The organism is Pseudomonas khavaziana, from assembly GCF_019145205.1.
Classification (GTDB): Bacteria; Pseudomonadota; Gammaproteobacteria; order Pseudomonadales; family Pseudomonadaceae; genus Aquipseudomonas; species Aquipseudomonas khavaziana.
On sequence record NZ_JAHSTT010000013.1, the window covers coordinates 112210 to 137777 of the forward strand.

At 60.2% G+C, this 25568-nt stretch carries 21 protein-coding genes; 10 read left to right on the forward strand and 11 right to left on the reverse strand.

What is annotated here, in order from left to right:
• The first annotated feature begins 24 nt into the window (after positions 1 to 24).
• From nirB to cobA, 4 genes are read left to right on the forward strand one after another with little or no spacing between them, the layout of a single operon-like run.
• Positions 25 to 2478, forward strand: a complete 2454-nt coding sequence (gene nirB, locus KVH01_RS24465; protein ID WP_043047075.1) for a nitrite reductase large subunit NirB — start codon at positions 25 to 27, stop codon at positions 2476 to 2478.
• A complete protein-coding gene (gene nirD / locus KVH01_RS24470) occupies positions 2475 to 2792 on the forward strand; it encodes a nitrite reductase small subunit NirD (protein WP_005790365.1) in 318 nt (105 codons plus the stop codon). Before nirB ends, nirD begins: the two co-directional genes overlap by 4 nt.
• A complete protein-coding gene (locus KVH01_RS24475; protein WP_217883207.1) occupies positions 2792 to 5500 on the forward strand; it encodes a nitrate reductase in 2709 nt (902 codons plus the stop codon). Before nirD ends, KVH01_RS24475 begins: the two co-directional genes overlap by 1 nt.
• Before the next feature lie 9 nt (positions 5501 to 5509).
• Entirely contained in the window at positions 5510 to 6253 is a 744-nt protein-coding gene (cobA, locus tag KVH01_RS24480; RefSeq protein ID WP_217883208.1) for a uroporphyrinogen-III C-methyltransferase, read from the forward strand.
• A 56-nt stretch (positions 6254 to 6309) separates the two neighbouring features.
• Here the strand turns inward: cobA and KVH01_RS24485 are convergent, their stop codons facing one another.
• From KVH01_RS24485 to ppsA, 8 genes are all read right to left on the reverse strand, one after another.
• Positions 6310 to 7290, reverse strand: a complete 981-nt coding sequence (locus KVH01_RS24485) for an OmpA family protein (RefSeq protein ID WP_005790371.1) — start codon at positions 7288 to 7290, stop codon at positions 6310 to 6312.
• A 107-nt stretch (positions 7291 to 7397) separates the two neighbouring features.
• Positions 7398 to 7988: an RNA polymerase sigma factor SigX gene (gene sigX, locus KVH01_RS24490; protein WP_003193286.1), complete on the reverse strand. Its 591-nt coding sequence runs from the start codon at positions 7986 to 7988 to the stop codon at positions 7398 to 7400.
• Positions 7989 to 8075: 87 nt separating this feature from the next.
• Positions 8076 to 8900 (reverse strand): mechanosensitive ion channel family protein, encoded by an 825-nt coding sequence (locus tag KVH01_RS24495; RefSeq protein ID WP_003193288.1) that lies wholly within the window; start codon positions 8898 to 8900, stop codon positions 8076 to 8078.
• Positions 8901 to 8902: 2 nt separating this feature from the next.
• Positions 8903 to 9148 carry a hypothetical protein gene (locus KVH01_RS24500; RefSeq protein ID WP_005790375.1) on the reverse strand — a complete coding sequence of 82 codons (246 nt, stop codon included), beginning with the start codon at positions 9146 to 9148 and terminating at the stop codon, positions 8903 to 8905.
• Between the two features lie 86 nt (positions 9149 to 9234).
• Positions 9235 to 10230, reverse strand: a complete 996-nt coding sequence (locus KVH01_RS24505; RefSeq protein ID WP_217883209.1) for a zinc transporter ZntB — start codon at positions 10228 to 10230, stop codon at positions 9235 to 9237.
• A 25-nt stretch (positions 10231 to 10255) separates the two neighbouring features.
• The gene (gene rraA, locus KVH01_RS24510) at positions 10256 to 10747 is read right to left on the reverse strand and encodes a ribonuclease E activity regulator RraA (protein WP_046071661.1); all 492 of its coding nucleotides are present in this window, start codon (positions 10745 to 10747) and stop codon (positions 10256 to 10258) included.
• A 229-nt stretch (positions 10748 to 10976) separates the two neighbouring features.
• Complete coding sequence (locus KVH01_RS24515; protein ID WP_217883210.1) at positions 10977 to 11966, reverse strand: alpha/beta fold hydrolase; 990 nt, start codon at positions 11964 to 11966, stop codon at positions 10977 to 10979.
• Positions 11967 to 12072: 106 nt separating this feature from the next.
• Positions 12073 to 14448 (reverse strand): phosphoenolpyruvate synthase, encoded by a 2376-nt coding sequence (ppsA, locus tag KVH01_RS24520; RefSeq protein WP_043047082.1) that lies wholly within the window; start codon positions 14446 to 14448, stop codon positions 12073 to 12075.
• A 178-nt stretch (positions 14449 to 14626) separates the two neighbouring features.
• Between ppsA and ppsR the strand changes: the two genes are divergently transcribed.
• A complete protein-coding gene (gene ppsR, locus KVH01_RS24525; RefSeq protein ID WP_003193298.1) occupies positions 14627 to 15445 on the forward strand; it encodes a posphoenolpyruvate synthetase regulatory kinase/phosphorylase PpsR in 819 nt (272 codons plus the stop codon).
• A gap of 44 nt (positions 15446 to 15489) precedes the next feature.
• Here ppsR and KVH01_RS24530 read toward each other — a convergent pair whose 3' ends face one another.
• Positions 15490 to 16914: an aminotransferase-like domain-containing protein gene (locus KVH01_RS24530; RefSeq protein ID WP_217883211.1), complete on the reverse strand. Its 1425-nt coding sequence runs from the start codon at positions 16912 to 16914 to the stop codon at positions 15490 to 15492.
• A gap of 160 nt (positions 16915 to 17074) precedes the next feature.
• Here KVH01_RS24530 and KVH01_RS24535 point away from each other — a divergent pair, with 160 nt between their 5' ends.
• From KVH01_RS24535 to KVH01_RS24555, 5 genes are read left to right on the forward strand one after another with little or no spacing between them, the layout of a single operon-like run.
• Entirely contained in the window at positions 17075 to 17968 is an 894-nt protein-coding gene (locus KVH01_RS24535; RefSeq protein WP_162276342.1) for a DMT family transporter, read from the forward strand.
• A 23-nt stretch (positions 17969 to 17991) separates the two neighbouring features.
• Complete coding sequence (gene moeB, locus KVH01_RS24540) at positions 17992 to 19854, forward strand: molybdopterin-synthase adenylyltransferase MoeB (protein WP_217883212.1); 1863 nt, start codon at positions 17992 to 17994, stop codon at positions 19852 to 19854.
• Positions 19855 to 19870: 16 nt separating this feature from the next.
• Positions 19871 to 20785: a PLP-dependent cysteine synthase family protein gene (locus tag KVH01_RS24545; RefSeq protein WP_217883213.1), complete on the forward strand. Its 915-nt coding sequence runs from the start codon at positions 19871 to 19873 to the stop codon at positions 20783 to 20785.
• A 37-nt stretch (positions 20786 to 20822) separates the two neighbouring features.
• Positions 20823 to 21815 (forward strand): serine O-acetyltransferase, encoded by a 993-nt coding sequence (locus KVH01_RS24550; protein WP_198730934.1) that lies wholly within the window; start codon positions 20823 to 20825, stop codon positions 21813 to 21815.
• Positions 21816 to 21817: 2 nt separating this feature from the next.
• Positions 21818 to 22552, forward strand: coding sequence for an alanyl-tRNA editing protein (locus KVH01_RS24555; protein ID WP_124379001.1), 735 nt, complete (start codon positions 21818 to 21820; stop codon positions 22550 to 22552).
• Positions 22553 to 22712: 160 nt separating this feature from the next.
• Here the strand turns inward: KVH01_RS24555 and prpD are convergent, their stop codons facing one another.
• Together prpD and prpF are read right to left on the reverse strand one after the other, a co-directional pair.
• Positions 22713 to 24197: a 2-methylcitrate dehydratase gene (gene prpD, locus KVH01_RS24560; protein ID WP_217883214.1), complete on the reverse strand. Its 1485-nt coding sequence runs from the start codon at positions 24195 to 24197 to the stop codon at positions 22713 to 22715.
• 176 nt (positions 24198 to 24373) lie between these two features.
• Entirely contained in the window at positions 24374 to 25564 is a 1191-nt protein-coding gene (gene prpF, locus KVH01_RS24565; protein WP_217883215.1) for a 2-methylaconitate cis-trans isomerase PrpF, read from the reverse strand.
• Positions 25565 to 25568 lie beyond the last annotated feature (4 nt).

Consider the following 25568-nt stretch of genomic DNA (forward strand, 5'->3'; position numbering starts at 1 on the left):
GCGCGTGTTTGGTCGGAGAGCGACATGAAAAAACTCAAACTGGTGATGATCGGCAATGGCATGGCCGGGGTACGTACCCTGGAGGAGTTGCTCAAGCTCAGCAGCGACATTTATGACATCACCGTGTTCGGCGCCGAGCCCCACACCAACTACAACCGCATCCTGCTGTCGCCGGTACTGGCCGGTGAGCAAACTTTCGAAGAGATCGTACTCAACGACCTGGACTGGTATCTGGATAACAACGTCAAGTTGCTGCTCAACCGCAAGGTGGTGCAGATCGACCGGGTCAAGCGCAGAGTCATCGCCGAAGACGGTACCGAGGCCGAGTATGATCGCCTGCTGATCGCCACCGGCTCCACGCCGTTTATCCTGCCGATCCCCGGCAATACCCTGCAGGGCGTGATTGGCTACCGCGATATCGCCGATACCCAGGCCATGATCGACACCGCCAAGACACACAAACATGCGGTGGTGATCGGCGGCGGCCTGCTCGGCCTGGAAGCCGCCAATGGCCTGATGCTGCGTGGCATGCACGTAACCGTGGTGCACCTGGGCGAATGGTTGCTGGAACGCCAGCTGGACAAGACCAGTGGCCAACTGCTGCAGACCGAACTGGAAAGCCGCGGCCTGGTGTTTCGCCTGTGCGAACAAACCCAGGCCCTGCACGACGCCGGCAATGGCCGGGTCGGCTCGGTGCAATTCAAGAATGGCGACATCATCCCCGCCGACCTGGTGGTGATGGCCGCCGGTATCCGCCCCAATACCGAACTCGCGGAAAAGTCCGGTATTCCCTGCAACCGAGGGATCCTGGTCAACGACACGATGCAGACCTACGACCCGCGCATCTATGCGATCGGCGAATGCGCCAGCCATCGTGGCATCGCCTATGGCCTGGTGGCGCCGTTGTTCGAACAGGCCAAGGTCTGCGCCAACCATCTTGCCCAACTGGGCTTTGCCACCTACAAGGGCTCGGTCACCTCGACCAAGTTGAAGGTCACCGGCATCGACCTGTTCTCGGCCGGCGACTTCATGGGCGGCGAAGGCACCGAGACCATCACCCTCTCCGACCCCATTGGCGGCGTGTACAAGAAGCTGGTGATTAAGGACGACATACTGGTCGGCGCCTGCCTGTACGGCGATACCGCGGACGGCGGTTGGTATTTCCGTCAGATTCGCGAGAATCACGCCATTGGCGAAATCCGCGATCACTTGATGTTCGGTGAGAATGCACTGGGCGACGTCGGCCACCAAGGACAGGACAAGGCCATGAGCATGGCCGACAGCGCCGAAGTCTGCGGCTGCAACGGCGTGTGCAAGGGCACCATCGTCAAGGCAATCCAGGAACAAGGGCTGTTCAGCGTCGACGAGGTGAAAAAGCACACCAAGGCCGCCAGTTCCTGCGGCTCCTGTGCTGGCCTGGTGGAACAGATCCTGATCAACACCGTGGGCGGCGCCGCCGACGTCAAACCCAAAAGCGAAAAGGCCATCTGCGGCTGCAGCGATCTCAATCACGGGCAGATCCGCCAGGCCATCCGCGAGCAGCACCTGCTGACCATCGACAGCACCCTGCGTTACCTCAACTGGCGCACGCCCAATGGCTGCGCCACCTGCCGCCCGGCGCTCAACTATTACCTGATTTCCACCTGGCCCGGCGAGGCCAAGGACGATCCGCAATCGCGGCTGATCAACGAGCGGGCCCACGCCAATATTCAGAAAGATGGCACCTACTCGGTAGTCCCACGGATGTGGGGCGGTGTGACTAACCCCTCGGAGCTGCGCCGCATCGCCGATGTGGCCGACAAGTACAACGTGCCGATGGTCAAGGTCACGGGCGGCCAGCGCATCGACCTGCTCGGCATCAAGAAGCAGGACTTGCCGGGCGTATGGAAGGACCTGGATATGCCGTCCGGCCACGCCTACGGCAAGTCCATCCGCACCGTAAAAACCTGCGTGGGCAGCGAGTTCTGCCGATTCGGCACGCAGAACTCCACGCAACTGGGCATCGAGCTGGAGCATGACCTGTTCAATATGTGGTCGCCCCACAAGGTCAAGCTGGCGGTCTCCGGCTGCCCACGCAACTGTTCGGAAGCGGGGATCAAGGATGTCGGAATCATCGGCGTCGACTCCGGCTGGGAGATGTATATCGGCGGCAATGGCGGGATCAAGACCGAAGTCGCGGAGTTCTTCGTCAAGCTGAAAACCGCCGAGGAGGTGCGCGAATACAACGGCGCGTTCCTGCAGCTGTACCGCGAAGAAGCTTTCTATCTGGAGCGCACGGTGCACTACCTGCAACGGGTGGGTATGGAGCACATCAAGAAGGCAGTGCTCGAGGACCCGGCCCGCCGCAAGACCCTCAACGAGCGCCTGCAGTTCTCGCTGTCATTCGAGCAGGACCCGTGGAAAGAGCGCCTGGAACAGCCGCTGCTGAAAAAGGAATTCGACGTTATCCCCGTGAAACAGCTGGAGGTCTCGCTATGAACTGGCTGGATATCTGCGCCCTGGATGAAATCAACACTCTGGGCTCGCGCATCATCAGTGGGCCGAAAGGCGACATCGCGATTTTTCGCACCAGTGACGACGAAGTCTTCGCCCTCGACGACCGTTGCCCGCACAAGGGCGGCCCCCTATCCCAAGGCTTGATCTACGGCAAGCGCGTGGCCTGCCCGCTGCACAACTGGCAGATTGACCTGGCGTCCGGCGAAGCCCAGGCCCCGGATATCGGCTGTGCCCACCATCATCAGGCCCGGGTGGAAAACGGTCGGGTGATGCTGGCCCTGCGGGACGCTGGTTGATGAACCGCCAGACCACCGCGTCCACCTGCTGTTATTGCGGGGTGGGCTGCGGCGTGCTGATCGAGCATGACGGCGAACAGATCCTGGGGGTGCAAGGCGATCCGAGCCACCCGGCCAACTTCGGCAAATTGTGCAGTAAAGGCGCCAGCCTGCACCTGACCGGCGACTTGAGCGCTCGCGCCCTGTACCCGGAGTTGCGCCTGGGCAAGGACTTGGCACGCACACGCACCGATTGGGACACCGCCCTGGAACACGCGGCCAATGTGTTCGCCGATACCATCGCCGAACATGGGCCCGACAGCGTGGCGTTCTATATCTCGGGGCAACTGCTGACCGAGGATTACTACAGCTTCAACAAATTGGCCCGGGCCTTGGTGGGCACCAACAATATCGACAGCAACTCACGGCTGTGCATGTCCTCGGCCGTGGTCGGCTACAAGCGCAGCCTGGGCGCCGATGCGCCGCCGTGCAGCTATGAAGACCTGGAAAACAGCGACTGCGTGATGATCGTCGGCAGCAATATGGCCTATGCCCACCCGGTATTGTTCCGACGCCTGGAGCAAGCCAAGGCGCAACGCCCGCAGATGAAAGTGGTGGTGATTGACCCTCGGCGTACAGACACCTGCGATTTGGCCGACCTGCACCTGGCAATCCTGCCGGGGACGGATGTGGCGTTGTTCCATGGGATCCTGCATCTGCTGCTGTGGGAAGGCTGGATCGACCACGCCTTTATCCAGGCCCACACCGAGGGCCTGGCCGAGCTCAAACGCCTGGTGCATGACTACACGCCGCAAATGGTCACGCAGCTGTGCGGCATCAGTGTCGAGCAATTGCGCCTGTGCGCCCAGTGGATAGGCACTTCCAGTAGCTTTTTGTCGCTGTGGTGCATGGGGCTTAACCAATCCACTGCTGGCAGCGCAAAAAACAGCGCATTGATCAACCTGCACCTGGCCACGGCAACCATTGGCCGGCCGGGCTGCGGGCCGTTTTCCCTGACTGGGCAACCGAATGCCATGGGTGGGCGCGAGACCGGCAGCCTGTCCAATTTGCTGCCGGGCCACCGCGAGGCGGCCAATCCTGAACATCGCGCCGAAGTCGCCGCCTACTGGGGCGTGGAGCAACTGCCGGCACCCACCGGCCTCACTGCGATCGAACTGTTTGAACAGGTGCAGGCCGGCAAGATCAAGGCCCTGTGGATCGCCTGCACCAACCCTGCGCAATCTTTGCCGGACCAGAATGCCGTACGTGCAGCCTTGGCGGCGTGTCCGTTCGTGGTGTTGCAGGAGGCTTTTCGCACCACCGAAACCGCTGCCTATGCCGACCTGCTGCTGCCGGCAGCCAGTTGGGGCGAAAAGGACGGCACGGTGACCAACTCCGAACGGCGTATTTCCCACGTACGTCGCGCCATCGCCCCGCCGGGAGAAGCGCGGGCGGACTGGGCAATCAGCGTGGATTTCGCGCAGCGCCTGGAACAACGAATGCGCCCGGGGTTGCCCAGCCTGTTCGCCTTTGAGCAACCGACCCAGCTGTTTGATGAATTCAAGCAACTTACCCAAGGTCGCGACCTGGATTTATCAGGTATCAGCCACGCACTGCTCGACCAGATCGGCCCGCAGCAATGGCCGTTTCCCAAGGGCGCGCAGGCGGGTACGCCGCGCCTGTACACAGACGGTATTTTCCCCACGGACGATGGCCGGGCGCGGTTTATCGCCGACCCTTACCGCGCTGCCAAGGAGCAGCGTGACGCACGCTTCCCCCTGACTCTGATCACCGGGCGCCTGCGCGACCAGTGGCATGGCATGAGCCGCACCGGCACGGCCGCGCAGTCGTTCGGGCATGTCAACGAGGCGTTGCTGGGCCTGCATCCGGACGAACTGCGTCGCCATCGTTTCAAAGAAGGTGACCTGGTCAACCTGAAAAGCCGTCGAGGCAATGTGATCGTCGCCGTCAGCAGCGATGACAGCGTGCGCCCCGGCCAAGCGTTCCTGCCTATGCATTGGGGCGACCGTTTCCTCAAGGGCGGCGTGAACGTCCTCACGCAGCCGGCGTTCGATCCCTTGTCCAAGCAGCCGGAACTCAAGCACAGCGGTGTGCGTCTGGAAGCGGTGCAACTGCCGTGGCAACTGTTCGCGCTGATCGAGGGCGATGTGCAGCAACACTTCGACGCCCTGCGCCCGCTGTGTGAGGGCTTTGCCTACGTGAGCCTGAGCCTGGCCGGACGTGAGAGACCGGCCCTGGTGGTGCGGGCAGCACACACCGAGGCACCCGACCTGCAACAGTTGAACCGCATTGACCAACTGTTGGGTCTGGACGACGGGCCGGTCATGGCCTATGACGACCCACGCCGCTCAATCGGCAAGCGCGTGAAGATCGAGAAGGGACGCATCACCGCCCTGCGCCTGGCCGGCGAGACCCTGGCCCGTCACTGGCTGCAAAGCCTATGGCTGGAAGGGCGTGCCGACGAGCAGCTGCGGCGCTGGCTGTTGGCGCCATTAAGTGCGCCACCGGGCGGTGCGGCGGCCAGCAGCAAGATTGTGTGCAACTGCAAGAACGTCAGTGAAAACGCCGTATGCGAAGGTATTGCGCAGGGCTTGGACCTGGACGGCCTCAAGCAGGCGCTGGGCTGCGGCACGCAATGCGGCTCCTGCGTGCCGGAAATCAAACGTCTTTTGGCCAGCACCCCGCAGCCAATCGCAATCAGTGTGTGAGGGAACAATATGAGCGCAAAAGTATGGCTGGTAGGCGCCGGGCCCGGCGATCCGGAATTGCTGACCCTCAAGGCGGTAAGAGCCCTGCATGAAGCCCATGTGGTGCTGATTGATGATCTGGTCAACCCGGCCGTGCTGGACCACTGTCGCAGCGCACGGGTGGTGACTGTCGGCAAGCGCGGTGGCTGCCGCTCCACGCCCCAGGAATTTATTCATCGCCTGATGCTGCGTTATGCACGCCAGGGTAAATGTGTGGTGAGGCTCAAGGGCGGCGACCCGTGCATCTTTGGTCGCGGTGGTGAAGAGGCGTTTTGGCTGCGCGAGCGCGGCGTTGAAGTTGAATTGGTCAACGGCATCACAGCAGGGCTGGCGGGCGCGACCAACTGCGATATTTCGCTCACGCTGCGCGGTATCAGTCGCGGCGTGACATTGGTCACCGCCCATACCCAGGACGACAGCCAACTGAACTGGCGCGCACTGGCCGAAGGTGGAACCACCTTGGTGGTGTACATGGGAGTGGCGAAGCTGGAGGAAATTGGTCAGCAACTACTGGAAGGTGGCATGGCGGCTGATATGCCTGTAGCGATGATCGAAAACGCATCGCTGCCCCAACAGCGCGAATGCCGCAGCGAGCTTGCACGGATGCATGCGGATGCGCAGGCATTCGTCTTGAAAAGCCCGGCAATCCTGGTGATTGGCCACGTTGCTGCTGCCGCACAGACGGCTTGTGTTGCTGCAGCGGCCAGTGCCTGAGGCAAATCGCAGGCGAAAAAAACCCGGCCTAAGCCGGGTTTTTTAAGCCAGGCTAATTACTTAGCGGTGGCTTCAACAGCAGCTTCTACGCGACGGTTAACAGCGCGGCCAGCTTCAGTTGCGTTATCAGCAACTGGGCGGGACTCACCGTAACCTACGGAAGTGATGCGGCTAGGAGCTACGCCATCTTTAACCAGGACTTGCTTAACAGCGTCAGCACGACGCTGGGACAGCTTCTGGTTGTAGGCGTCTGGACCCACGGAGTCAGTGTGACCAGCAACTTCTACGTTGGTGTCTGGGTACTGAGCCATGAAGTCGGCCAGGTTTTTCACGTCGCCGTAGCTGTTAGGCTTAACAACCGACTTGTCGAAGTCGAACTTAACGTCCAGCTCAACACGAACAACCTGAGCAACCGGAGCTTCTGGCTCTGGAACTGGCTCTGGAGCTGGTGCTGGGGTAGGAGCTGGAGCAGCTGCGCCAGCGTTACCGCCGAAGTTCACGCCCAGGCCAACCAGTGCGGAGTAGTCCCACTTGCCGTTGTCCAGACCGTAGTCAGCTTCAACACCAGCACGTGCGTACAGGTTGTTGGTGAAGTAGTACTTCACGCCGGTACCGATGGTAGCGAAAGTGGTCTGATCGCGACCGCTGTGGCCATCAGCCTTGACGTTGGTACGGCTCTGGTGGCCGAAACCGCCTTCAACGTATGGACGCAGGCTATCAACGCCAGCCTGACCGAAGTGGTACTGGGCAACGAGGCTGCCAGTGTCACCTTTGATCTTCTGGTTGCCAGTGCCGTCGTTCGAACGGGTGTGGTTGGTCTTGTCGTACGACAGATTCAACGACAGATCGTCGGTCAGGAAGTAACCAATGCGAGCGCCTGGGTTGAAGCCGTCTTCGATGTGCTTAACGCTATCGTTGTACTGCTTCTTGTAGAACAGCTCGCCTTCAACTGCGCCTTGGCCTTGTGCCAGAACGCCGAAAGAAGTAGCGGCAATAAGAGAACCAATGGCCAAGCCCAAGGTGTTTTTCAGTTTCATCCGTTAAATCCCCATCTGGTGATTGTAAAGCAGTCCCACAAACCGGGGGACAACTCGGCGACAAGTCTAACAGAACTTGCCTACACGTAAGAGATATTTGCTACGCACTAAGTTTCAGTCTCGCCCGCAAATTTCTCACGTAATTTATCAAGAGCACGTTTGTAACGCATTTTTGTAGCACTCAAGCCCATATGCATGATGTCAGCGATTTCCTGGAATTCCAGCTCTGCGACAAAACGAAGCACCAGAATTTCTCGGTCAATCGGGTTCACATGCACCAGCCAGCGATCAAGTCCGCCCTTCTCCTCGGGTGCCGGCGCCTTTTCCTCAGACGCCTCCTCGAGGGGGTCCAGACTCAAAGCGTCCATCAAGCGACGCTTTCGCCGTTCCTTCCGATACTGCGTGATGCACTCGTTGTACGTGATGCTATACAGCCATGTCTTGAACTTCGATTTGCCCTCGAAGTTCTTCAGGCCGTAGAGCACCTTGAGCATCACTTCCTGACAGACATCGTCCGCATCTCTATCGTTCCCCAAATACCTTGAACAAACGTTGAACAGAGTGCGTTGATACCTGCGCATCAATTCTTCGTACGCACGTGTTACGTGAAACAGCTCCGTGTGCGAGCGCGCGACCAACTCCTCATCAGAGAGCTCACGTGGGTCATAGCGCGTGGACAGCGTTTGGGCTTTATTCAAAACAAGTCGTGCCGACAGTCAGGTCAATGTCCGTTGCAACCCGGTCACCCGGGTTCGCGGCGGCGTACATTAGCAGGGTTTGCCGGGTTAGCGGCTACTGACCTGCTGCTCAAGGAGAATCCGGTTGGACAGCGACACCAGTTCACCGTCATCGGTCAGCACGGTTGTCTTGACTGTGCCGATCTCCTCGATTTGCCCTTCGACCTCGCCCACACGCACCTGTTGCCCAACTTGATACAGCTCACGCACATAGATTCCCGCAAGAATCTGGCCGGCAATTTCCCGGCTTCCCAAGCCCATGGCCAGCGCAACGGCCAGACCAACGGTAATCAAAACAATCACAATCACGTGGTTGAGCAGGTCAGTCTTGACCTCCAACTGGCTGATCGCGACGGAAATACTGATGATGATCACCAGCCCCTGGGCGATTCGTCCCAGGCCTGCCGCATAATCCAACCCCACGCCTTCGGCGGCCCCGCGCACCAGCCCGTTGGCCAGTTGCGCCAGTAGAACCCCCACCAGCAACACCAGCGCGCCGCCGAAGACTTTCGGCAAATACAGCGCCAGCATGTCGAGCGTAGCTGAAACTCGCTCAAGTCCAAGGGATTGAGCCGCAGAAACCAGAAAAATAAGTAGAACGAACCAGTAGACGATCTTGCCGATCAGGGTCGAAATCGGCACCTGCAGCCCGGCGCGGCCCAGTAACTTGGTGAGGCCGGTGCCAGCCATCAGGCGATCCAGCCCCAGTTTTGCCAGCAATTTGGACAGCAGGGTGTCGAGCAACTTGGCCACGACAAAACCCAGCAATACCAGAACCAGGGCGCCAAACAGGTTGGGAATGAAATTCGCCACCTTGGTCCACAATGCGGTCATTGCGGTAACCAGGCTCTGGGTCCAGAGATCAAGTTCCATATTCAATCAGCCTTATCAGCAGTGCGAGCAAGAGGTTTACGACGGGAAACCGGTGAAACATGGGCCGAACCGTTGTTCAGGGCCATCATCAATGCCGGCAGCCAGCGCCCGAGCAGACCGAACAAATCTCCCGCCCCGACCTGACGGTTGGCGGTTTTGAGTACGCGACCCAGGCAAGCATCGTCATCCCGGTTGGATGGCGAGGCATTGAGCATGTCACGCAAAGACTGTTCGAACGGATCGTGCATAGAGACCTCTCGCAAGTGTTTTAAAAGACGAGGGTAAATTTCATGGGGTCACATCGGCCCCTTCTTACGTTCAGCTCATATTCAGGTCAAACCCAGCGCAATCGTCGAAATAACCACCACTGCCCCAGTGCCACCGAGACCATCAACAGGCAGGCAATCATGAATCCATAAGGGCTGTCAGAGAACGGAATGCCCCCCACATTTATACCGAGCAAACCGGTGAGAAAACTCATCGGCAAGAAGATCCCGGTGATGATCCCGAAGCGGTACATAGTGCGGTTCATGCGCACGCTCAAGCGCCGGTCTTCGGCCTCAAGCACAAGCCCCACGCGCTCTCGCGCCAATTCAAGCTCTTCCAGGTAACGGGTCAGGCTGTTGTGCAGTTCATTCCAATAGTCGGCATCGTCGTCACAAAACCACGCCAGTTTGATCCGCGTCAGCTGGGCAAAAATATCCCGCTGCGGCGCCAGGAAACGCTTGAGCCCTGCCGCTCGCCGACGGATCTGCAAGACACTGCCGTGCTCCGGCGTATACCGTTCGTCGGCATCGAGTTTTTCTTCCTCTGCATCGACGATTTCAGACAAGGACGTGACCAGATCCTGCACTTTATTGGTCAGGTACTGGGCCATATAAAGGATGAGTTCAGACGCAGTCCGTGGGCCCTTACCCTCCGCCAATTGCACAAGCAGCTCATCGGTCGCACGCAGCGGGCGCAAACGCAGGGAAATCACCCGGTTGGCGGCGGCAAAGATACGTACCGACACCATGTCTTCGGGCTCGGCGCCTGGGTTGAGGTTGATCCCGCGCAGAAACAACAGCAATTCGGCGTCCGGCAGCGGCAACAGCCGTGGGCGAGTGTTCTCTTCCAGCAGCAGGTCACAGGCAAACTCGCTCAGGCCGCTGGATTTGCGCAGCCAGGTCTGGGTCTGGGGATGGCTGCGATCCCAATGCAGCCACAGGCTTTCATGGGGCTGCATTTGCAAATCGTCGAGCTCAGTCCGGGCAATCGAACGCGCACCGCCTTTACCGTCCAGCACCAGGGCATGCACCAGCCCCCATTGCGCGTTCTCTTCCTCGAACATCCTCACCCCTATCGGCTACTGCGATTTATTCAGGCATTTTCAGCGGGCTGGGCGATACGATCACGCCGTTGTTATCGGCATAGATGTACTCGCCCGGGCGGAACGTCACGCCTGCGAACGTCACCACCACGTTCAGGTCGCCCAGACCGCGCTTGTCGGTTTTCATCGGGTGCGAGGCCAGCGCCTGCACGCCCAGGTCGGTCTGGGCGATAACGTCAACATCACGGATGCAGCCGTAGATCACCAGCCCTTCCCAACCATTTTTCGCAGCTTTCTCGGCGATCAGGTCGCCCAGCAGTGCACGACGCAGGGAACCGCCGCCATCGACCACCATGACTTTGCCGGCGCCTGGCTGGTCCGCCTGTTCCTTGACCAGGGAGTTATCTTCGAAGCATTTGATGGTGACAATCTCGCCACCAAAGGAGTCTCGGCCACCGAAGTTGCTGAACATCGGCTCCACTACCTGCACCAGCTCCGGGTAGGCGTCACACAGGTCGGGGGTCACGTAATGGTTCATCGAGAAACTCCTGTCGTCAAAGAAGAGATCAAACATCCACGCTGTACATCAGGAAAACGCGCCGCGACAGGCATTCTTTAAGTGCGTGTCGGACAGCGGCGGCCATGATCAGATCCACCTAGGCGCAACGCAATACACGTTGCGCGACTGAATATGACCAGAAGCGCCTGGCGCGTCATATCTTAGCCGCAACCACTCAAGAGTGAAACGCCCTTGGTAGAGCGTTTCGTCAAACCGCCGCGGCCATGTCAGGCTGCGTACCGAATAAAGGTGTCAGCGGATCTCGCAACCAACGCTCCACCAATGGCCATACTTCGGCCTGCGCGGCGTTGCTGACCAGCATCTGCACATGCCCGAAATCCTCACTGAAACCTTGCTTGCGCCCCAGGCACAGGTACTGACGATGCTCACTGCCGACTTGTTCGAAGAGTTGGCGGCACGCCCAGTCAGGGTCTTGGCGGTCACCGGCCGCACTGACCGCCAGCAGAGGCACGTTGACCTCTGCCAGGCCCTTCCACCAATCACGTTCGGCATCGCCAAAACGGCCAAACAGGCCGTTCCAACGCATCGCTTCGATCATCACACCGGCCGGTTCGTCCTCCGGACCACGCTTGAATCGCGGACCGGACACCAGGGCAAGGCGCTTGAGGATAAAACGACCGCCCCACTCCACTGGTGGAATTTTCAACGGCCAATGGGTGCGGCTGACCTGACAGCCGAACAAGGCCACCGACGCTACCATTGGCGCCCCCAAGTGCTGGCCACCCAGGGCCGCAGCCAAGGTCGTGGCACCCAGGGAATGCCCGATCCAATGGGGGATTTGCCCGTTTTGCTCACGCACAAACGCACCGATGGCCGGCAAATCGTAGCGCGCGTAATCAGCAACCCGGTTTCTGGCGTAGTCCTGGTTACGCTTGGACAGGCCATGCCCGCGCATTTCCGGGATCCATACATCAAAGCCCCGGCGCGCCAGGTAAGCGCCCAGGCCGATGCCTTTGGGGGAGTACCAGAAGCGTCGATTGGAAAAACTGCCGTGCAACAGAATAATAGGCGTGCCCCGGTTTTCGGGGACATTGGCCAGGCCCAAACGGGTAACGGCCAGTTCGACGGTGCCGTCGGGACTGTTGCCGGGCTTGAGCCGGTACACATCTTCACTCAGGTCGCCACGCCGTTCAGCGCTGATCAAGGCGACAGGAAATAGTTTGCTGCTGCTTTGCATAATGCTCTTGCACAAAAAAGGGCGGCGTCCGCAAGGAGTTCCGCCCTGTACAGATAAGAATGCCGGTCACCCTCTATGAGTGACCGGCACTTTTGACATCGCGACCTCAGGCGGACGCTTGGCCTTCCGCCAGGAAGAACCAGGTTTCCAGCACGGAATCGGGGTTCAGCGAAACGCTCTCGATGCCCTGCTCCATCAGCCATTTGGCCAGGTCAGGGTGGTCCGAAGGGCCTTGGCCGCAGATCCCGATGTATTTGCCGGCCTTGTTACAGGCCTGGATGGCGTTGGCCAGCAGCTTCTTGACCGCAGGGTTACGCTCGTCGAACAGGTGAGCGATGATCCCCGAGTCGCGGTCCAGGCCCAGGGTCAGCTGGGTCAGGTCGTTGGAGCCGATGGAGAACCCGTCGAAGAACTCCAGGAACTCTTCGGCGAGGATGGCGTTGGACGGCAACTCGCACATCATGATCACGCGCAGGCCGTTCTCGCCACGGGTCAGGCCGTTTTCGGCGAGAAGGTCGACCACCTGGCTCGCTTCGCCCAGGGTGCGCACAAATGGCACCATGATCTCGACGTTGGTCAGGCCCATCTCGTTGCGCACGCGCTTGAGTGCACGGCACTCGAGCTCGAAGCAGTCACGGAACGCTTCGCTGATATAGCGTGAAGCACCGCGGAAGCCCAGCATCGGGTTTTCTTCTTCCGGCTCGTAGAGCTTGCCGCCGATCAGGTTGGCGTATTCGTTGGACTTGAAGTCCGACAGGCGCACGATGACCTTTTTCGGGTAGAACGCCGCCGCCAGGGTACTGATGCCTTCCACCAGCTTCTCGACGTAGAAGCCTACCGGGTCGTTGTAGCCGGCAATGCGCTTGTCGACGCTTTCCTTGATGTCCAGCGGCAGGCCGTCGTAGTTCAACAGGGCCTTGGGGTGCACGCCGATCATGCGGTTGATGATGAACTCCAGGCGGGCCAGGCCCACACCGGCGTTCGGCAACTGCGCAAAGTCGAAGGCGCGATCCGGATTGCCGACATTCATCATGATCTTGAACGGCAGGTCAGGCATGGCGTCGATGGAGTTCTGCTTGATATCGAAGCCCAGCTCACCTTCGAAGATGAAGCCAGTGTCGCCTTCGGCGCAGGACACGGTCACCCCCTGGCCGTCCTTGAGCAGTTGGGTGGCGTTGCCGCAACCGACTACCGCAGGAATCCCCAGCTCACGGGCGATGATCGCCGCGTGGCAGGTACGCCCGCCACGGTTGGTGACAATGGCGCTGGCACGTTTCATCACCGGTTCCCAGTCCGGGTCGGTCATGTCGGAGACCAGCACGTCGCCGGGCTGGACCTTGTCCATCTCGGACACGTCCTTGATGATCCGCACCTTGCCAGCGCCGATGCGCTGGCCGATGGCACGGCCTTCCACCAGTACGGTGCCGGTTTCCTTCAACAGGTAGCGTTCCATGACATTGGCCGAAGTGCGGCTCTTCACGGTCTCGGGACGGGCCTGCACGATATACAGCTTGCCGTCGTCACCGTCCTTGGCCCACTCGATGTCCATCGGGCACTTGTAGTGCTTCTCGATGATCATCGCTTGTTTGGCCAGCTCGCTGACTTCAGCGTCGGTCAGGCAGAAACGCGCGCGCTCGGCCTTGTCGACGTCAACGGTTTTCACCGAGCGACCGGCCTTGGCCTCGTCGCCGTAGATCATCTTGATCGCCTTGCTGCCCAGGTTGCGGCGCAGGATGGCCGGGCGGCCGGCCTCAAGGGTGTGCTTGTGCACGTAGAATTCGTCGGGGTTGACCGCGCCTTGCACGACGGTTTCGCCCAGGCCGTAGGCACCCGTGATAAATACCACGTCACGGAAGCCCGACTCGGTGTCCAGGGTGAACATCACGCCGGCCGTGCCGGTTTCCGAACGCACCATGCGCTGCACGCCGGCAGACAGGGCCACCAGCTTGTGGTCGAAACCCTGGTGGACGCGGTAGGAAATTGCACGGTCGTTGAACAGAGAGGCGAATACTTCCTTGGCAGCGCGGATCACGTTTTCCACGCCGCGGATGTTCAGGAAGGTCTCTTGCTGGCCGGCGAAGGAGGCGTCCGGCAAGTCTTCGGCGGTCGCCGAGGAGCGCACGGCCACGGCCATGTCCGGGTTACCGGCGGAAAGGGTCGCGAAGGCAGTACGGATTTCTTCGTTGAGCTTCTCGGGGAACTCGGCTTCCATGATCCATTGGCGGATCTGGGCGCCGGTCTTGGCCAGGGCGTTGACGTCGTCGACGTCCAGGGCATCCAGCGCGGCGTGGATCTGGGCGTTGAGGCCGCTCAGTTCGAGAAAGTCGCGGTAAGCCTGGGCCGTGGTGGCGAAACCACCGGGCACCGAGACACCAGCGCCTGCAAGATTACTGATCATCTCGCCGAGGGATGCGTTCTTGCCCCCTACGTGCTCTACATCATGGACGCCGAGCTTATCGAGGGAAACTACGTACTCTACCAAGGTGATCTCTCCACTTTCTGTGTTGGAAAAGCTCAGGACGCCGGCTGCTCATTAGGAGCTAACGCCTGCGCTTGTGGCCTGGACCTGGAAAATAAGTGAGAATGCGGCCCACTGCGGGACGGCAAAATCGCGCCTATCATATCCAAGATTCGCCATCAGCTTAAGGCCCAGGGCTCAAATGAAACGATCTGCTTTCTTTATCTCCGACGGCACCGGCATCACAGCCGAAACATTGGGCCAGAGCCTGCTCGCGCAATTCGAAAACATTACCTTCGCCAAATTCACACGGCCTTATATAGACAGCGTGGATAAAGCGCGGGCCATGGTACAACAAATCAATCTGGCGGCTGAAAAAGACGGATTTCGTCCGATCATTTTCGACACCATCGTCAATCAAGACATTCGTGAGATTCTCGCAACGTCGAATGGTTTCATGATCGACATTTTCTCGACCTTCCTGGCGCCGCTGGAACAGGAGTTGAGTGAGCATTCATCGTACTCCGTCGGAAAGTCCCACTCCATCGGGCATAACTCCAACTATATGGAGCGTATCGAGGCGGTGAACTTCGCCCTCGACAACGACGATGGCGCCCGCACCCACTACTACGACAAGGCCGACCTGATCCTGGTGGGCGTGTCGCGCTGCGGCAAGACCCCGACCTGCCTGTACATGGCCATGCAATTCGGCATCCGCGCAGCCAACTACCCGTTGACCGAAGACGACATGGAACACCTGACGTTGCCCGCGGCCCTGCGTGCGCATTCGCACAAGTTGTTCGGCCTCACGATTGACCCGGACCGGCTGACCGCCATCCGCAACGAGCGCAAGCCCAACAGCCGCTATTCCAGCTATGCCCAGTGCGAGTTCGAAGTGCGCGAAGTAGAAAACCTGTTCCGTCGCGAAAATATTGCGCACATCAATTCCACGCATTTTTCGGTGGAAGAGATTTCAGCGAAGATTTTGGTGGAGAAGGGTGTGGAGCGCAGATTCAAATAGCTGTTCCAGATCGTCCCCACGCGTGGGAACGAGCGAACGCGGATTTACAGATGAAACCGCCCGCCGCCCTGCCCCAGCGCGGTCGCCAGCGCATCAAAGCCCTCGCGCAATAGCTGATCATCGCCCGACGTATTGCAGATACTCGCCCGAATGAACTGCGGCACCGCCGTCTGCCCCACGGCAAACGCCTCGGCGGTGGCGATCAGGTAATTGTTCTGCTTGAGCTCTGCCTCGATTTCCGACGCACGCCATGGCTCCGGTACTTCTATCCAGAAATGCGGGCTGTTGAGGTGGGTGCGATACGCCAGCCCGGTCAATAAATCCTCGACCAAGGTCTTGCGACGGCTGATTTCGCTGATTTGTTGGCGCAGCAGATATTCCGCCGTGCCGTTTTCAATCCACTGGGTGGCCAACTCCAGGGTCACGGGCGTGGCCATCCAGCAGGTCGAGCGCAGTGCCGCCGAGATGCGGCTGACCAGTGCCGGTGGCGCGTGCACGTAGCCAACCCGCAAACCTGCCGACACCGCCTTGCTCAGGCTGCTGATCAAAATCGTACGCTCAGGCGCAAAATAGCTGAGGGGCGGCGGACGATCTTCCACCAGCACGCCGTGGGCTTCGTCCTCAAGAATCAGCAGGTTGTGTTCGCGGCATACCTTGGCCAGGGCTTCGCGGCGCGCAACCGATAACACCGCCGTCGTCGGGTTCTGAATAGTCGGCGTGCAGTACAACGCCGAAATCCGGTGATTACGACAGACCTCGTCCAGCGCCGTGGGCAGCACGCCCTCCTCATCCATCTCCAGGCCAATCAGCCGTATGCCGAGCATGCGCGCAGCGGTAATCAGGCCGGGATACGTCAGTTGCTCGGTGACCACCGTATCGCCGGCGCGCAGCAACGCCATCATCGCGCACAACAAGCCATGCTGACCGCCGTTGACGCAGATCACCTGCTCGGGGATCGGATGGAAATCGCGCTGCACCAACCATTGTGCACCGGCTTCACGGTAACGCGGCAGGCCGGCGTCGGGGGTGTAGGCACTGATGTCCTGAAGAAACTTGGCGTTGGTCGACAGGGTTTGGAAGCTCTGGGCGAGAAACGCCGTCTCCTGCCCAGGAATATGCATGTTGCGGCTCATGTCGAAGTATTGGCGCGGCTCCTCGCTGAAATTGCGAAAGCCTTCATCGCGCTGGCGCTCCATCCCACGCTTGCGCACGAAGGTTCCATCACCTACTCGCGCAACCACCAACCCCAGGCGCTCAAGCTCACCATAGGCGCGGCTGATGGTGCCGATGGTCACCCCCAGATTGTCGGAAAGCACCCGATGGGGAGGCAGTTTTCGTCCCGGTTCAATCAAGCCTTCGAGGATGCCCCGCTCCATGACATCGGACAGGCGCTTGTACTTCACGCCCTGCCCGCTGGACAAGCCCTCACGCATAATTGACACCATGTCAATATTTGTTTTGACAGTCATCTTTTGCCCTAATAGTGTGCTTTTACGGGTTCAATCGCCGATAAACCTACCTCATTACAAGTTCAATATAGAGTTCAATTCCGGCTCAGGGAAGTAATAAACGATGCCAATGTCCGCCGTTCTCGAAAACACTGCAAAAACTAAAACGCAAAAACAGTGGTTGGCCGGGCTGGTGACCAGCGTGATGTTCCTCATCGTATGCCTGAGCTGGGGCACCACCTGGCTGGGCATCAAGATTGCCGTGGAGAGCGTGCCGCCGCTGACGTCCGCCGGCCTGCGCTTCCTGATTGCCTTCCCGTTGTTCCTGTGTTTTGCCCTTGTGCGGCGCGAGCCGATCCTGTTCCCCCGGGAAAGCCGCTGGTTCTTCGTATTCGTGACCCTGTCCTACTTCAGCATTCCTTATTACCTGCTCAACTACGGCGAGATGCATGTGTCGTCCGGGCTCACCGCCCTGCTGTTCAGCTGCATGCCGGTGTTCATCCTGATCTTTTCCGCGCTGTTCCTGCGTGAGCGCATCTACTTCTCCCAGGTGGTCGGCATCGGCATCGGATTCGCCAGCCTCTACATGATCATCAGGAGCCAGGGCCTGCACCTGGACCACGCCGAGTTCTTCGGTGTGCTGGCCATCCTGAGCGCAGCGATCATGCATGCCTTGTGCTATGTCATCACCAAGCAAAAAGGCAGCGCCATCAGCGTGATTACCTACAACACCCTGCCCATCGGCATTGCCGGGCTGATGCTGTTCGTGGCCGGCCTGTGGTTTGAAACACCGGTATTCAACGCCATCACCCTGCGTTCCTGGAGTGCGCTGTTCTACCTGGGGCTGGTGGCATCGGTAGGCGGGTTCATCGTGTATTTCATGCTGCTCAAGCGCCTGAGTCCGATCATCCTGTCGTTCGTCTTCATCATCTTCCCGGTGTTCGCGGTCATCATCGGCGCCTGGTACGAAGGCGTGGAAATTTCCCGCGACCTGATGCTGTACTCGGCGATCCTGCTGGCCGGCTTTGCGATCACCAAGTTGCCCATCGAAAAACTTCTGGCCAAGAAAAATTGACCCCCAACCAACGCGAGAGAAACATGGAAGTCCTCCGCCCCACCGCCCTGGAACAAATCTACGCCCACGCTAGCCGCAGCTACCCCGAGGAATGTTGCGGTTTTGTCTTCGCCGACGGCAGCGTGTACCTGGGCAGCAATATCCAGAACGAGTTGCACCGCAAGAACCCCGAGATGTACCCGCGCAGCGCGGCCAACGGCTACACCTTTTCGGTGGCCGACACCTTGTTGATGAACAAGGCGTGTCGCAGCGACAACCCGGTAGTCGTGATTTACCACTCGCACCCGGATGTTGGCGCTTATTTCAGTGATGAAGACCAGGACAAGGCGCTGTTCCTGGGTGAGCCGATCTACCCCGTCAGCTACTTGGTGGTGGATGTCCGCCAGGGCCAGGCCCTGGGCTCCAAGCTGTTTGCCTGGGATGGCAAGCATTTCGCCCTTCAACCCTTCAACGACCTGCACACGGAGTTGTCCATGAACGCTGTCTCTTTCCCCGACATTCTGGTTCGCGTAGCCAAGCTGCCGGAATCGACCCTTGAGGGCGCCGGATCGACATTGCGCGAAGTCATTGAAAACCTCTGCAGCAGTTACCCGCAGTTGCGCCAGCACCTGTTTCATGAAAAGAACAACCAGCTCAAGGAACACTTCCTGTTCACCGCCGAGGAAGAACTGATCGAGGCGGACGAACGCCTGCCGGAAAAAGCCCGGATCGAAGTGTTGCTTGCCACCTCCGGTGGCATGGACGTCGATACCTTGAGCAATGAAGAAGTGCAGCGCTACGTGCGCCATATCACCCTGCCCGGCGTCGGTCGCGAGGGCCAGTTGAACCTGAAAAAAGCCAAGGTGCTGATCATCGGCACCGGCGGCCTGGGCTCGCCGATCAGCCTGTACCTGGCGGCGGCCGGTATCGGCACCCTGGGGCTGGTGGACTTTGATGTGGTCGAGAGCAGCAACCTGCAACGCCAGATTGTGCACGGCAACAGCACCCTGGGGATGCCCAAGGTCGAATCCGCCAAGCAACGCCTGCAGGACCTCAACCGCCATATCCAGATCAACACCCACGACACAGCGCTCAACGCCGACAACGCCCTGGAGCTGGTAGGCGCCTATGACCTGGTGATCGACGGCACCGACAATTTCGACACCCGCTACCTGGTTAACGATGCCTGCGTCCAGCTGGGCAAACCTTTGGTGTACGGTGCCATCTACCGCTTCGACGGGCAGATCAGCGTGCTCAACTATAAAGGTGGGCCGTGCTATCGCTGCCTGTTCCCCAAGGCACCACCTGCCGAACTGGCACCCAATTGCAGCGCCGGCGGCGTGATCGGCGTGCTGCCGGGCGTGGTGGGCATGATCCAGGCTACCGAGGCGATCAAGTTGCTGATCGGCATCGGTGAGCCCTTGTCCGGGCGCCTGATGCGCTTTGACGCACTGGCGATGAAATTCACCGAGATCCGCTTCAAGCGCCGCGCCGACTGCCCTTGCTGCTCGGAGTTGCGTCACAGCGAAAGCGTCGCACCTGCTACCTGCGCGGATGCCGTACCAAGCCAGCCGTCCCTGGCGGCAGAGCGCTACATAAAGCCCCAGGGCCTCAAGCACGTGCTCGAACACCCCAGCAGCGCCGATGTGTTGCTGGATGTACGTGACGCCAGCGAGCTGGAGGTGTGCAAACTGCCGGGTGTGGTGCATATCCCCCTGGCCGAACTGGATGGGCAATTGGCCAACCTGAGCCGCGACAACACCCACTACCTGATCTGCTACGCGGGCACCCGTGCCGAGCAAGCCGCCAGCACCTTGCTGGCGGCAGGCTTTTCCAATACCAAAGTCCTGCAGGGCGGCATGAAGCACTGGGTTCGCGACGTCGAACCCGACATGCCTTTGTATTGATCGTGGGGGCGTGCTGATGTTGCATAACTCGATTCTCGACGTCATCGGCCAGACGCCGATCGTGCGTCTGGCCCAGTTTTCCGAAGACCTCGGCATTGAGGTCTACGCCAAGCTGGAGTCCCTGAACCCGGGCGGCAGCCACAAGGCGCGCATCGCCTTGGGCATGATCCTCGATGCTGAGCGCCGGGGCGTGCTGATCCGTGATTCCGGACAAACCATCATCGAGCCCAGTGGTGGCAACACCGGCATCGGCCTGGTGATGGCCGGCAACGTGCTCGGCTACAAAGTGGTGCTGGTGATCCCGGATAACTACAGCCCCGAAAAGCAGAAACTGCTGCGCCTGTATGGCGCCAAGGTGGTGCTGTCGGACAGCCGCCTTGGCAATAACTCCCACGGCGAAAAGTGCCTGGAACTGCAGTTGGAGAATCCCAACTACGTGATGCTCAACCAGCAGCGCAACGGCGCCAACCCTCAGACCCACCGCGACACCACCGCACCGGAAATCCTCCGTGCCTTCGGTGAGCGGCGCGTCGATTATTTCGTCAGTGGTATCGGCACCGGTGGCCATATCACCGGTATCGGCGAAACCCTCAAGGCAGCCTGGCCGGCGCTGCGCATCATGGGGGTGGAGCCGGAAGAATGCGACCTGTTGAAAGACCAGCACGCCGCGCACGCGATCCAGGGCCTGTCGATTGGCCTGATCCCGAGCATTCTCAATCTGGATGTGATCGACGGCATGCTCAAGGTGTCGCACGCGGCATGCCTGGACATGATCAAACGCATCATGCGCACCGACGCCATCAGCCTGGGGTTGTCCTCGGCCGCCAACATGGTTGCCATCGCCCAGCTCGCCCCCGAACTACCGCCTGAAACGGTGGTGTTGACCATGGTCTACGACAATGCCGACAGCTACCTGCCCAGTTTCGAGTAACGGGTTTTCCAACCATCCAGAATGCGGGGGTGCCTCCATGGGAGGCTTTATCGACATGCAACAGCTGCACGATGAGCTGCTCACCCATCTCATCACGACCCTGACGCCTGGGCAGATGAAGCAGCTGGAACCGCACCTTGCGCCGCTGATCCAGAACGCGGCCCAGGCGGTGGCCGAAGACCTGATCGCCTACGCCTACCGTGACCCCGCATCGCGTGGGCGCGGGGAGTTGATCCTGGAGTCCTATGCCTCGTTCAAGGCAGTGCTGTTCTATCGCCTTGCGCATCTGGTGTGGCATTTCCCCGACCCTGGTCACGCGATGTTTTCGCGCATGGCCCTCAAGCTCAGCAACCAGGGCAAGATCCTCTCCGGCGCCGAAATTCACCCGGCGGCGCGCATTGGCCGGCGCTTTGTGCTGGACCACGGTTTCGGCACCGTTATCGGCGAGACCTGCGTGATTGGCAACGATTGCTACATCCTCTGCGGCGTGACCCTGGGCGCACGCGGCATCGCCAACAACCCGGACGGCAAGCGCCACCCGCGCCTGGGCAACAATGTCGAGGTGGGCGCCGGTGCCCGGGTGCTGGGTTATGTGTCGATTGGCGATAACGTGTTTATCAGCCCCTCCTGCGTGATCACCCAGGACGTGCCGGCAGGCACCAAGGTCAAGGTGGTCAACCAGATCCAACTGCAAAAAAACGATGAATCGGACCACAGCAACTACCTCGGCGCCTTTGCCCTGGACGAGCGCTTGCATGTCGTCGGCGAGGTCAGTGCCGGCCACAAGGTCACCGTGCTGGATGCTGACTTTCATCCACTGCAAGGGTTGATGCTCGAGCCCACGGTAAAAGAGCGGCATCACCTGCAATTCCGCCTGCATCGCCTCGACATCGGTGACCAACTGCCGCGCCTGCCGCTGAACTTGAAAGTCTGCGGACCAGAATTTGAAATCACCCTGCTCTCTCCTCCTGGCTTGAGCGCAATGGTGCGCCACCTGCTGCAAGCCAGCCCACTGATCGTCGGAGGTTGAACATGTCCGTGCATACCATGGAAACCCTGGCGCTGTTCGACAGCGCGCCCTACCAGAACGCTTTCAGCGCCCGGGTGATTGCCGTCAGCGAACATGGCATCGCCCTGGAGCACACGCTGTTCTACCCCACCGGTGGCGGGCAACCGGGCGATACCGGCCATCTCACCCTGGCCGATGGCACGCGGGTCGAGGTGACGGGTACCGTGCGCGACCCGGTGTTGCGCTCGATCATCTGGCACCAGGTGGAGCATTGCCCCGAGCAATTGACCGCCGGCGTCCAGGTTGACGCAGGGCTGGATTGGGAGCGGCGCTACCAGCACATGAAGATGCACACCTGCCTGCACCTGCTGTGCTCGCTCATCGACGCGCCGGTGACCGGTTGCAGCATCAGCTCGGATAAAGGCCGCCTGGATTTCGACCTGCCGGAAATGACCCTGGACAAAGACAGCCTCACCCGCGACCTCAACGCCCTGATCGAGCAGGCCCACGCGGTGAAGACCCTGTCGATGCCCGCCACCGAGTACGCGACGCTGTTGCAGATCACCCGCACCCAAGCTGTGGCGCCACCAGTGGTCTCGGGTTCGGTACGGGTGATTGAAATTCCCGGCATCGATATCCAGCCATGCGGTGGCACCCATGTGCTCAACACCGAGGAAATCGGCCGAGTGTTCTGCGAGAAGATCGAGAAGAAGAGCAAGCACAACCGCAGGGTGATACTGCGGTTTGAACAGGCTTGAATCTGCGTCATTGCCCTCTGTAGGAGCGAGCTTGCTCGCGAAAAACGTCAACGATAACGCGTGTTTGCTGAATAAACGCGGCGCCTATGGGTTTTTCGCGAGCAAGCTCGCTCCTACAGATGTTAGGGCAAGCCCCCTCCCACATTGGCCGCGTTGTTTTTTAGATCACCAACAGATCCATGAAACGGTTTACGGGCGTCGCCTCCAGCTTCGCCTGATCCTTGCACAACGCAAAAATCTCGGCGCTGCGCTGCGCGGTGAACCTCGTCGCCAGGTTGGCCTTGAACTTGTCCTCCAGCAATGGGATACCGTCCACTCGACGGCGACGATGGCCAATCGGGTACTCCACCGCCACCTGCTCGGTGCAGGTACCGTCCGTAAAGAACACTTGTACGGCATTGGCAATGGAGCGTTTGTCGGCTTCCAGGTACTCGCAGCTGTAGCGAGGGTCTTCGACAATGACCATCTTGCTGCGCAACTCATCGATGATCGGGTGGGCCGCGTGGAAGTCATCTTCGTAATGCTCGGCCACCAGGTTGCCGAACGCCAATGGCACGGCGGTCATGTATTGCAGACAATGGTCACGGTCGGCGGCATTGGCCAGTTGGCCGACCTTGGAAATGATACGAATCGCCGACTCATGGGTGGTGATCACAATACGCTCGATCTCGTGCAGGCGCGGCTTGACCCGCGGGTGCAGGGTCACCGCCGCTTCACAGGCGGTTTGCGCGTGGAACTCGGCAGGGAAGCTAATCTTGAACAGCACGTTTTCCATCACGTAGGTGCCGTAGGGCTGGGACAGGCTGAAGGTGCGCTTGTCCTCAGGCTTGAGCGCCAGGTCCTTGTTGGTGTGGCTGAACAACACATCATAAAAGCCCCACTGCGGCGCACTCAGCACACCGGGGATGCCCATTTCGCCACGCAGGGCGATATCCGCCAGACGCACGCCGCGGCTCGATGCGTCCCCCGCAGCCCAGGATTTGCGCGAGCCGGCATTCGGCGCATGCCGATAGGTGCGCAACGCCTGCCCATCGACAAAGGCGTGGGACAGTGCCGATAGCAGCTGGTCACGGTCAGCGCCCATCAGCTTGGCGGTGACGGCTGTGGAGGCGACCTTCACCAGCAGCACATGGTCGAGACCGACGCGGTTGAAAGAATTCTCCAGGGCAATCACACCCTGGATTTCGTGGGCCATGATCATCGCTTCCAGCACCGCACGCACGGTCAGCGGCGCGTCACCATTGGCCACGCGCTTTTGCGACAGGTGATCGGCCACGGCGAGGATGCCGCCAAGGTTGTCCGAAGGATGGCCCCATTCAGCGGCGAGCCAGGTGTCGTTGTAGTCGAGCCAGCGCACGATGCAGCCAATATCCCAGGCGGCCTTGACCGGGTCGAGGCGAAACGACGTGCCCGGCACCCGTGCACCGAATGGCACCATCGTCCCCTCCACTATCGGCCCCAGGTGCTTGGTGCACTCGGGGAAGCGCAGGGCCAGCAGGCCACAACCGAGAGTGTCCATCAGGCAATTGCGGGCAGTGTCCAATGCGTCCCGGGAGTCGATGCGGTAGTTGAGGACATAGTCGGCGATGTCCTGCAAAACCTGGTCGTAGTCGGGGCGGTTGTTCTGGTCGACGTTGGCGCTCATGGCAGTTCTCCTAAAAGTTGGGTTGTTCCATCCTCAGGGTCAGGGTAAATCGTTGCGCAGGTCTGATTGCCTGCTTGTATCCCTGTGGGAGGGGCTTGCTCCCGATGACGGTGGGTCAGTTAATGAATGGGGCGACTGACACCCTGCTATCGAGAGCAAGCCCTTCCCACATAAAGCTAAAAAGCGTCACCCGGAACGCGGACGAAGCCTTCCATCAGCACCCGCGCACTGCGGCTCATGATGGCTTTTTTCACCACCCATTCGCCGTTCACCTGGGTGGCCTCGGCGCCAACGCGCAACGTCCCGGACGGATGCCCGAAGCGCACGGCATTTCGCTCAATACCGCCGGCCGCCAGGTTGACCAAGGTGCCGGAAATCGCCGCCGCCGTGCCAATCGCCACCGCCGCGGTGCCCATCATGGCGTGGTGCAGTTTGCCCATGGACAGGGCGCGCACCAGCAGATCCACATCGCCGGCCTTGATCGCTTTGCCGCTGGACGCCACGTAATCGGCTGGCTTGGCCACAAATGCTACCTTGGGCGTGTGCTGGCGCTGGGCGGCTTCGTCCAGATGTTTGATCAGCCCCATGCGTAGCGCGCCATAGGCGCGCACGGTCTCGAACATCGCCAGGGCCTTGGGGTCGCTGTTGATCGCGCCTTGCAGCTCGGTGCCGGTGTAGCCGAGGTCTTGGGCATTGATGAAAATCGTCGGAATGCCAGCGTTGATCAATGTGGCCTTGAAGGTGCCGACACCGGGCACTTCCAGGTCGTCGACCAGATTGCCCGTGGGGAACATCGAGCCGCCGCCGCCCTCTTCTTCTGCCGCCGGGTCCATGAATTCCAACTGGACCTCGGCGGCCGGGAAGGTCACGCCATCGAGTTCGAAGTCACCGGTTTCCTGCACCGCGCCGTCGGTAATGGGCACGTGGGCGATGATGGTCTTGCCGATATTGGCCTGCCACACCCGCACAACGGCTATACCGTTGTGGGGCACGCGGGCCGGATCGACCAGGCCCGCGCTGATGGCGAAAGAGCCCACCGCCGCCGAAAGGTTGCCGCAATTGCCGCTCCAATCTACAAACGGCTTGTCGATGGAAACCTGGCCGAACAGGTAGTCCACGTCGTGGTCGGCGCGGGTACTTTTGGCGAGGATCACGCTTTTGCTGGTGCTCGAGGTAGCCCCACCCATACCGTCAATCTGTTTGTCGTAGGGGTCGGGGCTGCCGATCACTCGCAGCAGCAAGGCATCGCGCGCCGCCCCCGGGACCTGCGCCGCTGCGGGCAGGTCCTTGAGGCTGAAGAACACGCCCTTGCTGGTGCCGCCACGCATGTAGGTGGCCGGGATCTTGATTTGCGCTACGTGTGCCATGGTA

What these genes read in the sequence shown, in the direction of transcription:
- KVH01_RS24515 (WP_217883210.1), bottom strand. Translation starts at nt 11,966, where the DNA reads ATGCAAAGCAGCAGCAAACTATTTCCTGTCGCCTTGATCAGCGCTGAA.
- KVH01_RS24485 (WP_005790371.1), bottom strand. Translation starts at nt 7,290, where the DNA reads ATGAAACTGAAAAACACCTTGGGCTTGGCCATTGGTTCTCTTATTGCC.
- KVH01_RS24500 (WP_005790375.1), bottom strand. Translation starts at nt 9,148, where the DNA reads ATGCACGATCCGTTCGAACAGTCTTTGCGTGACATGCTCAATGCCTCG.
- KVH01_RS24545 (WP_217883213.1), top strand. Translation starts at nt 19,871, where the DNA reads ATGTTGCATAACTCGATTCTCGACGTCATCGGCCAGACGCCGATCGTG.
- KVH01_RS24475 (WP_217883207.1), top strand. Translation starts at nt 2,792, where the DNA reads ATGAACCGCCAGACCACCGCGTCCACCTGCTGTTATTGCGGGGTGGGC.
- KVH01_RS24550 (WP_198730934.1), top strand. Translation starts at nt 20,823, where the DNA reads ATGGGAGGCTTTATCGACATGCAACAGCTGCACGATGAGCTGCTCACC.
- prpD (WP_217883214.1), bottom strand. Translation starts at nt 24,197, where the DNA reads ATGAGCGCCAACGTCGACCAGAACAACCGCCCCGACTACGACCAGGTT.
- KVH01_RS24555 (WP_124379001.1), top strand. Translation starts at nt 21,818, where the DNA reads ATGTCCGTGCATACCATGGAAACCCTGGCGCTGTTCGACAGCGCGCCC.
- KVH01_RS24530 (WP_217883211.1), bottom strand. Translation starts at nt 16,914, where the DNA reads ATGACTGTCAAAACAAATATTGACATGGTGTCAATTATGCGTGAGGGC.
- KVH01_RS24505 (WP_217883209.1), bottom strand. Translation starts at nt 10,230, where the DNA reads ATGTTCGAGGAAGAGAACGCGCAATGGGGGCTGGTGCATGCCCTGGTG.
- prpF (WP_217883215.1), bottom strand. Translation starts at nt 25,564, where the DNA reads ATGGCACACGTAGCGCAAATCAAGATCCCGGCCACCTACATGCGTGGC.
- cobA (WP_217883208.1), top strand. Translation starts at nt 5,510, where the DNA reads ATGAGCGCAAAAGTATGGCTGGTAGGCGCCGGGCCCGGCGATCCGGAA.
- nirD (WP_005790365.1), top strand. Translation starts at nt 2,475, where the DNA reads ATGAACTGGCTGGATATCTGCGCCCTGGATGAAATCAACACTCTGGGC.
- nirB (WP_043047075.1), top strand. Translation starts at nt 25, where the DNA reads ATGAAAAAACTCAAACTGGTGATGATCGGCAATGGCATGGCCGGGGTA.
- moeB (WP_217883212.1), top strand. Translation starts at nt 17,992, where the DNA reads ATGGAAGTCCTCCGCCCCACCGCCCTGGAACAAATCTACGCCCACGCT.
- rraA (WP_046071661.1), bottom strand. Translation starts at nt 10,747, where the DNA reads ATGAACCATTACGTGACCCCCGACCTGTGTGACGCCTACCCGGAGCTG.
- ppsR (WP_003193298.1), top strand. Translation starts at nt 14,627, where the DNA reads ATGAAACGATCTGCTTTCTTTATCTCCGACGGCACCGGCATCACAGCC.
- KVH01_RS24495 (WP_003193288.1), bottom strand. Translation starts at nt 8,900, where the DNA reads ATGGAACTTGATCTCTGGACCCAGAGCCTGGTTACCGCAATGACCGCA.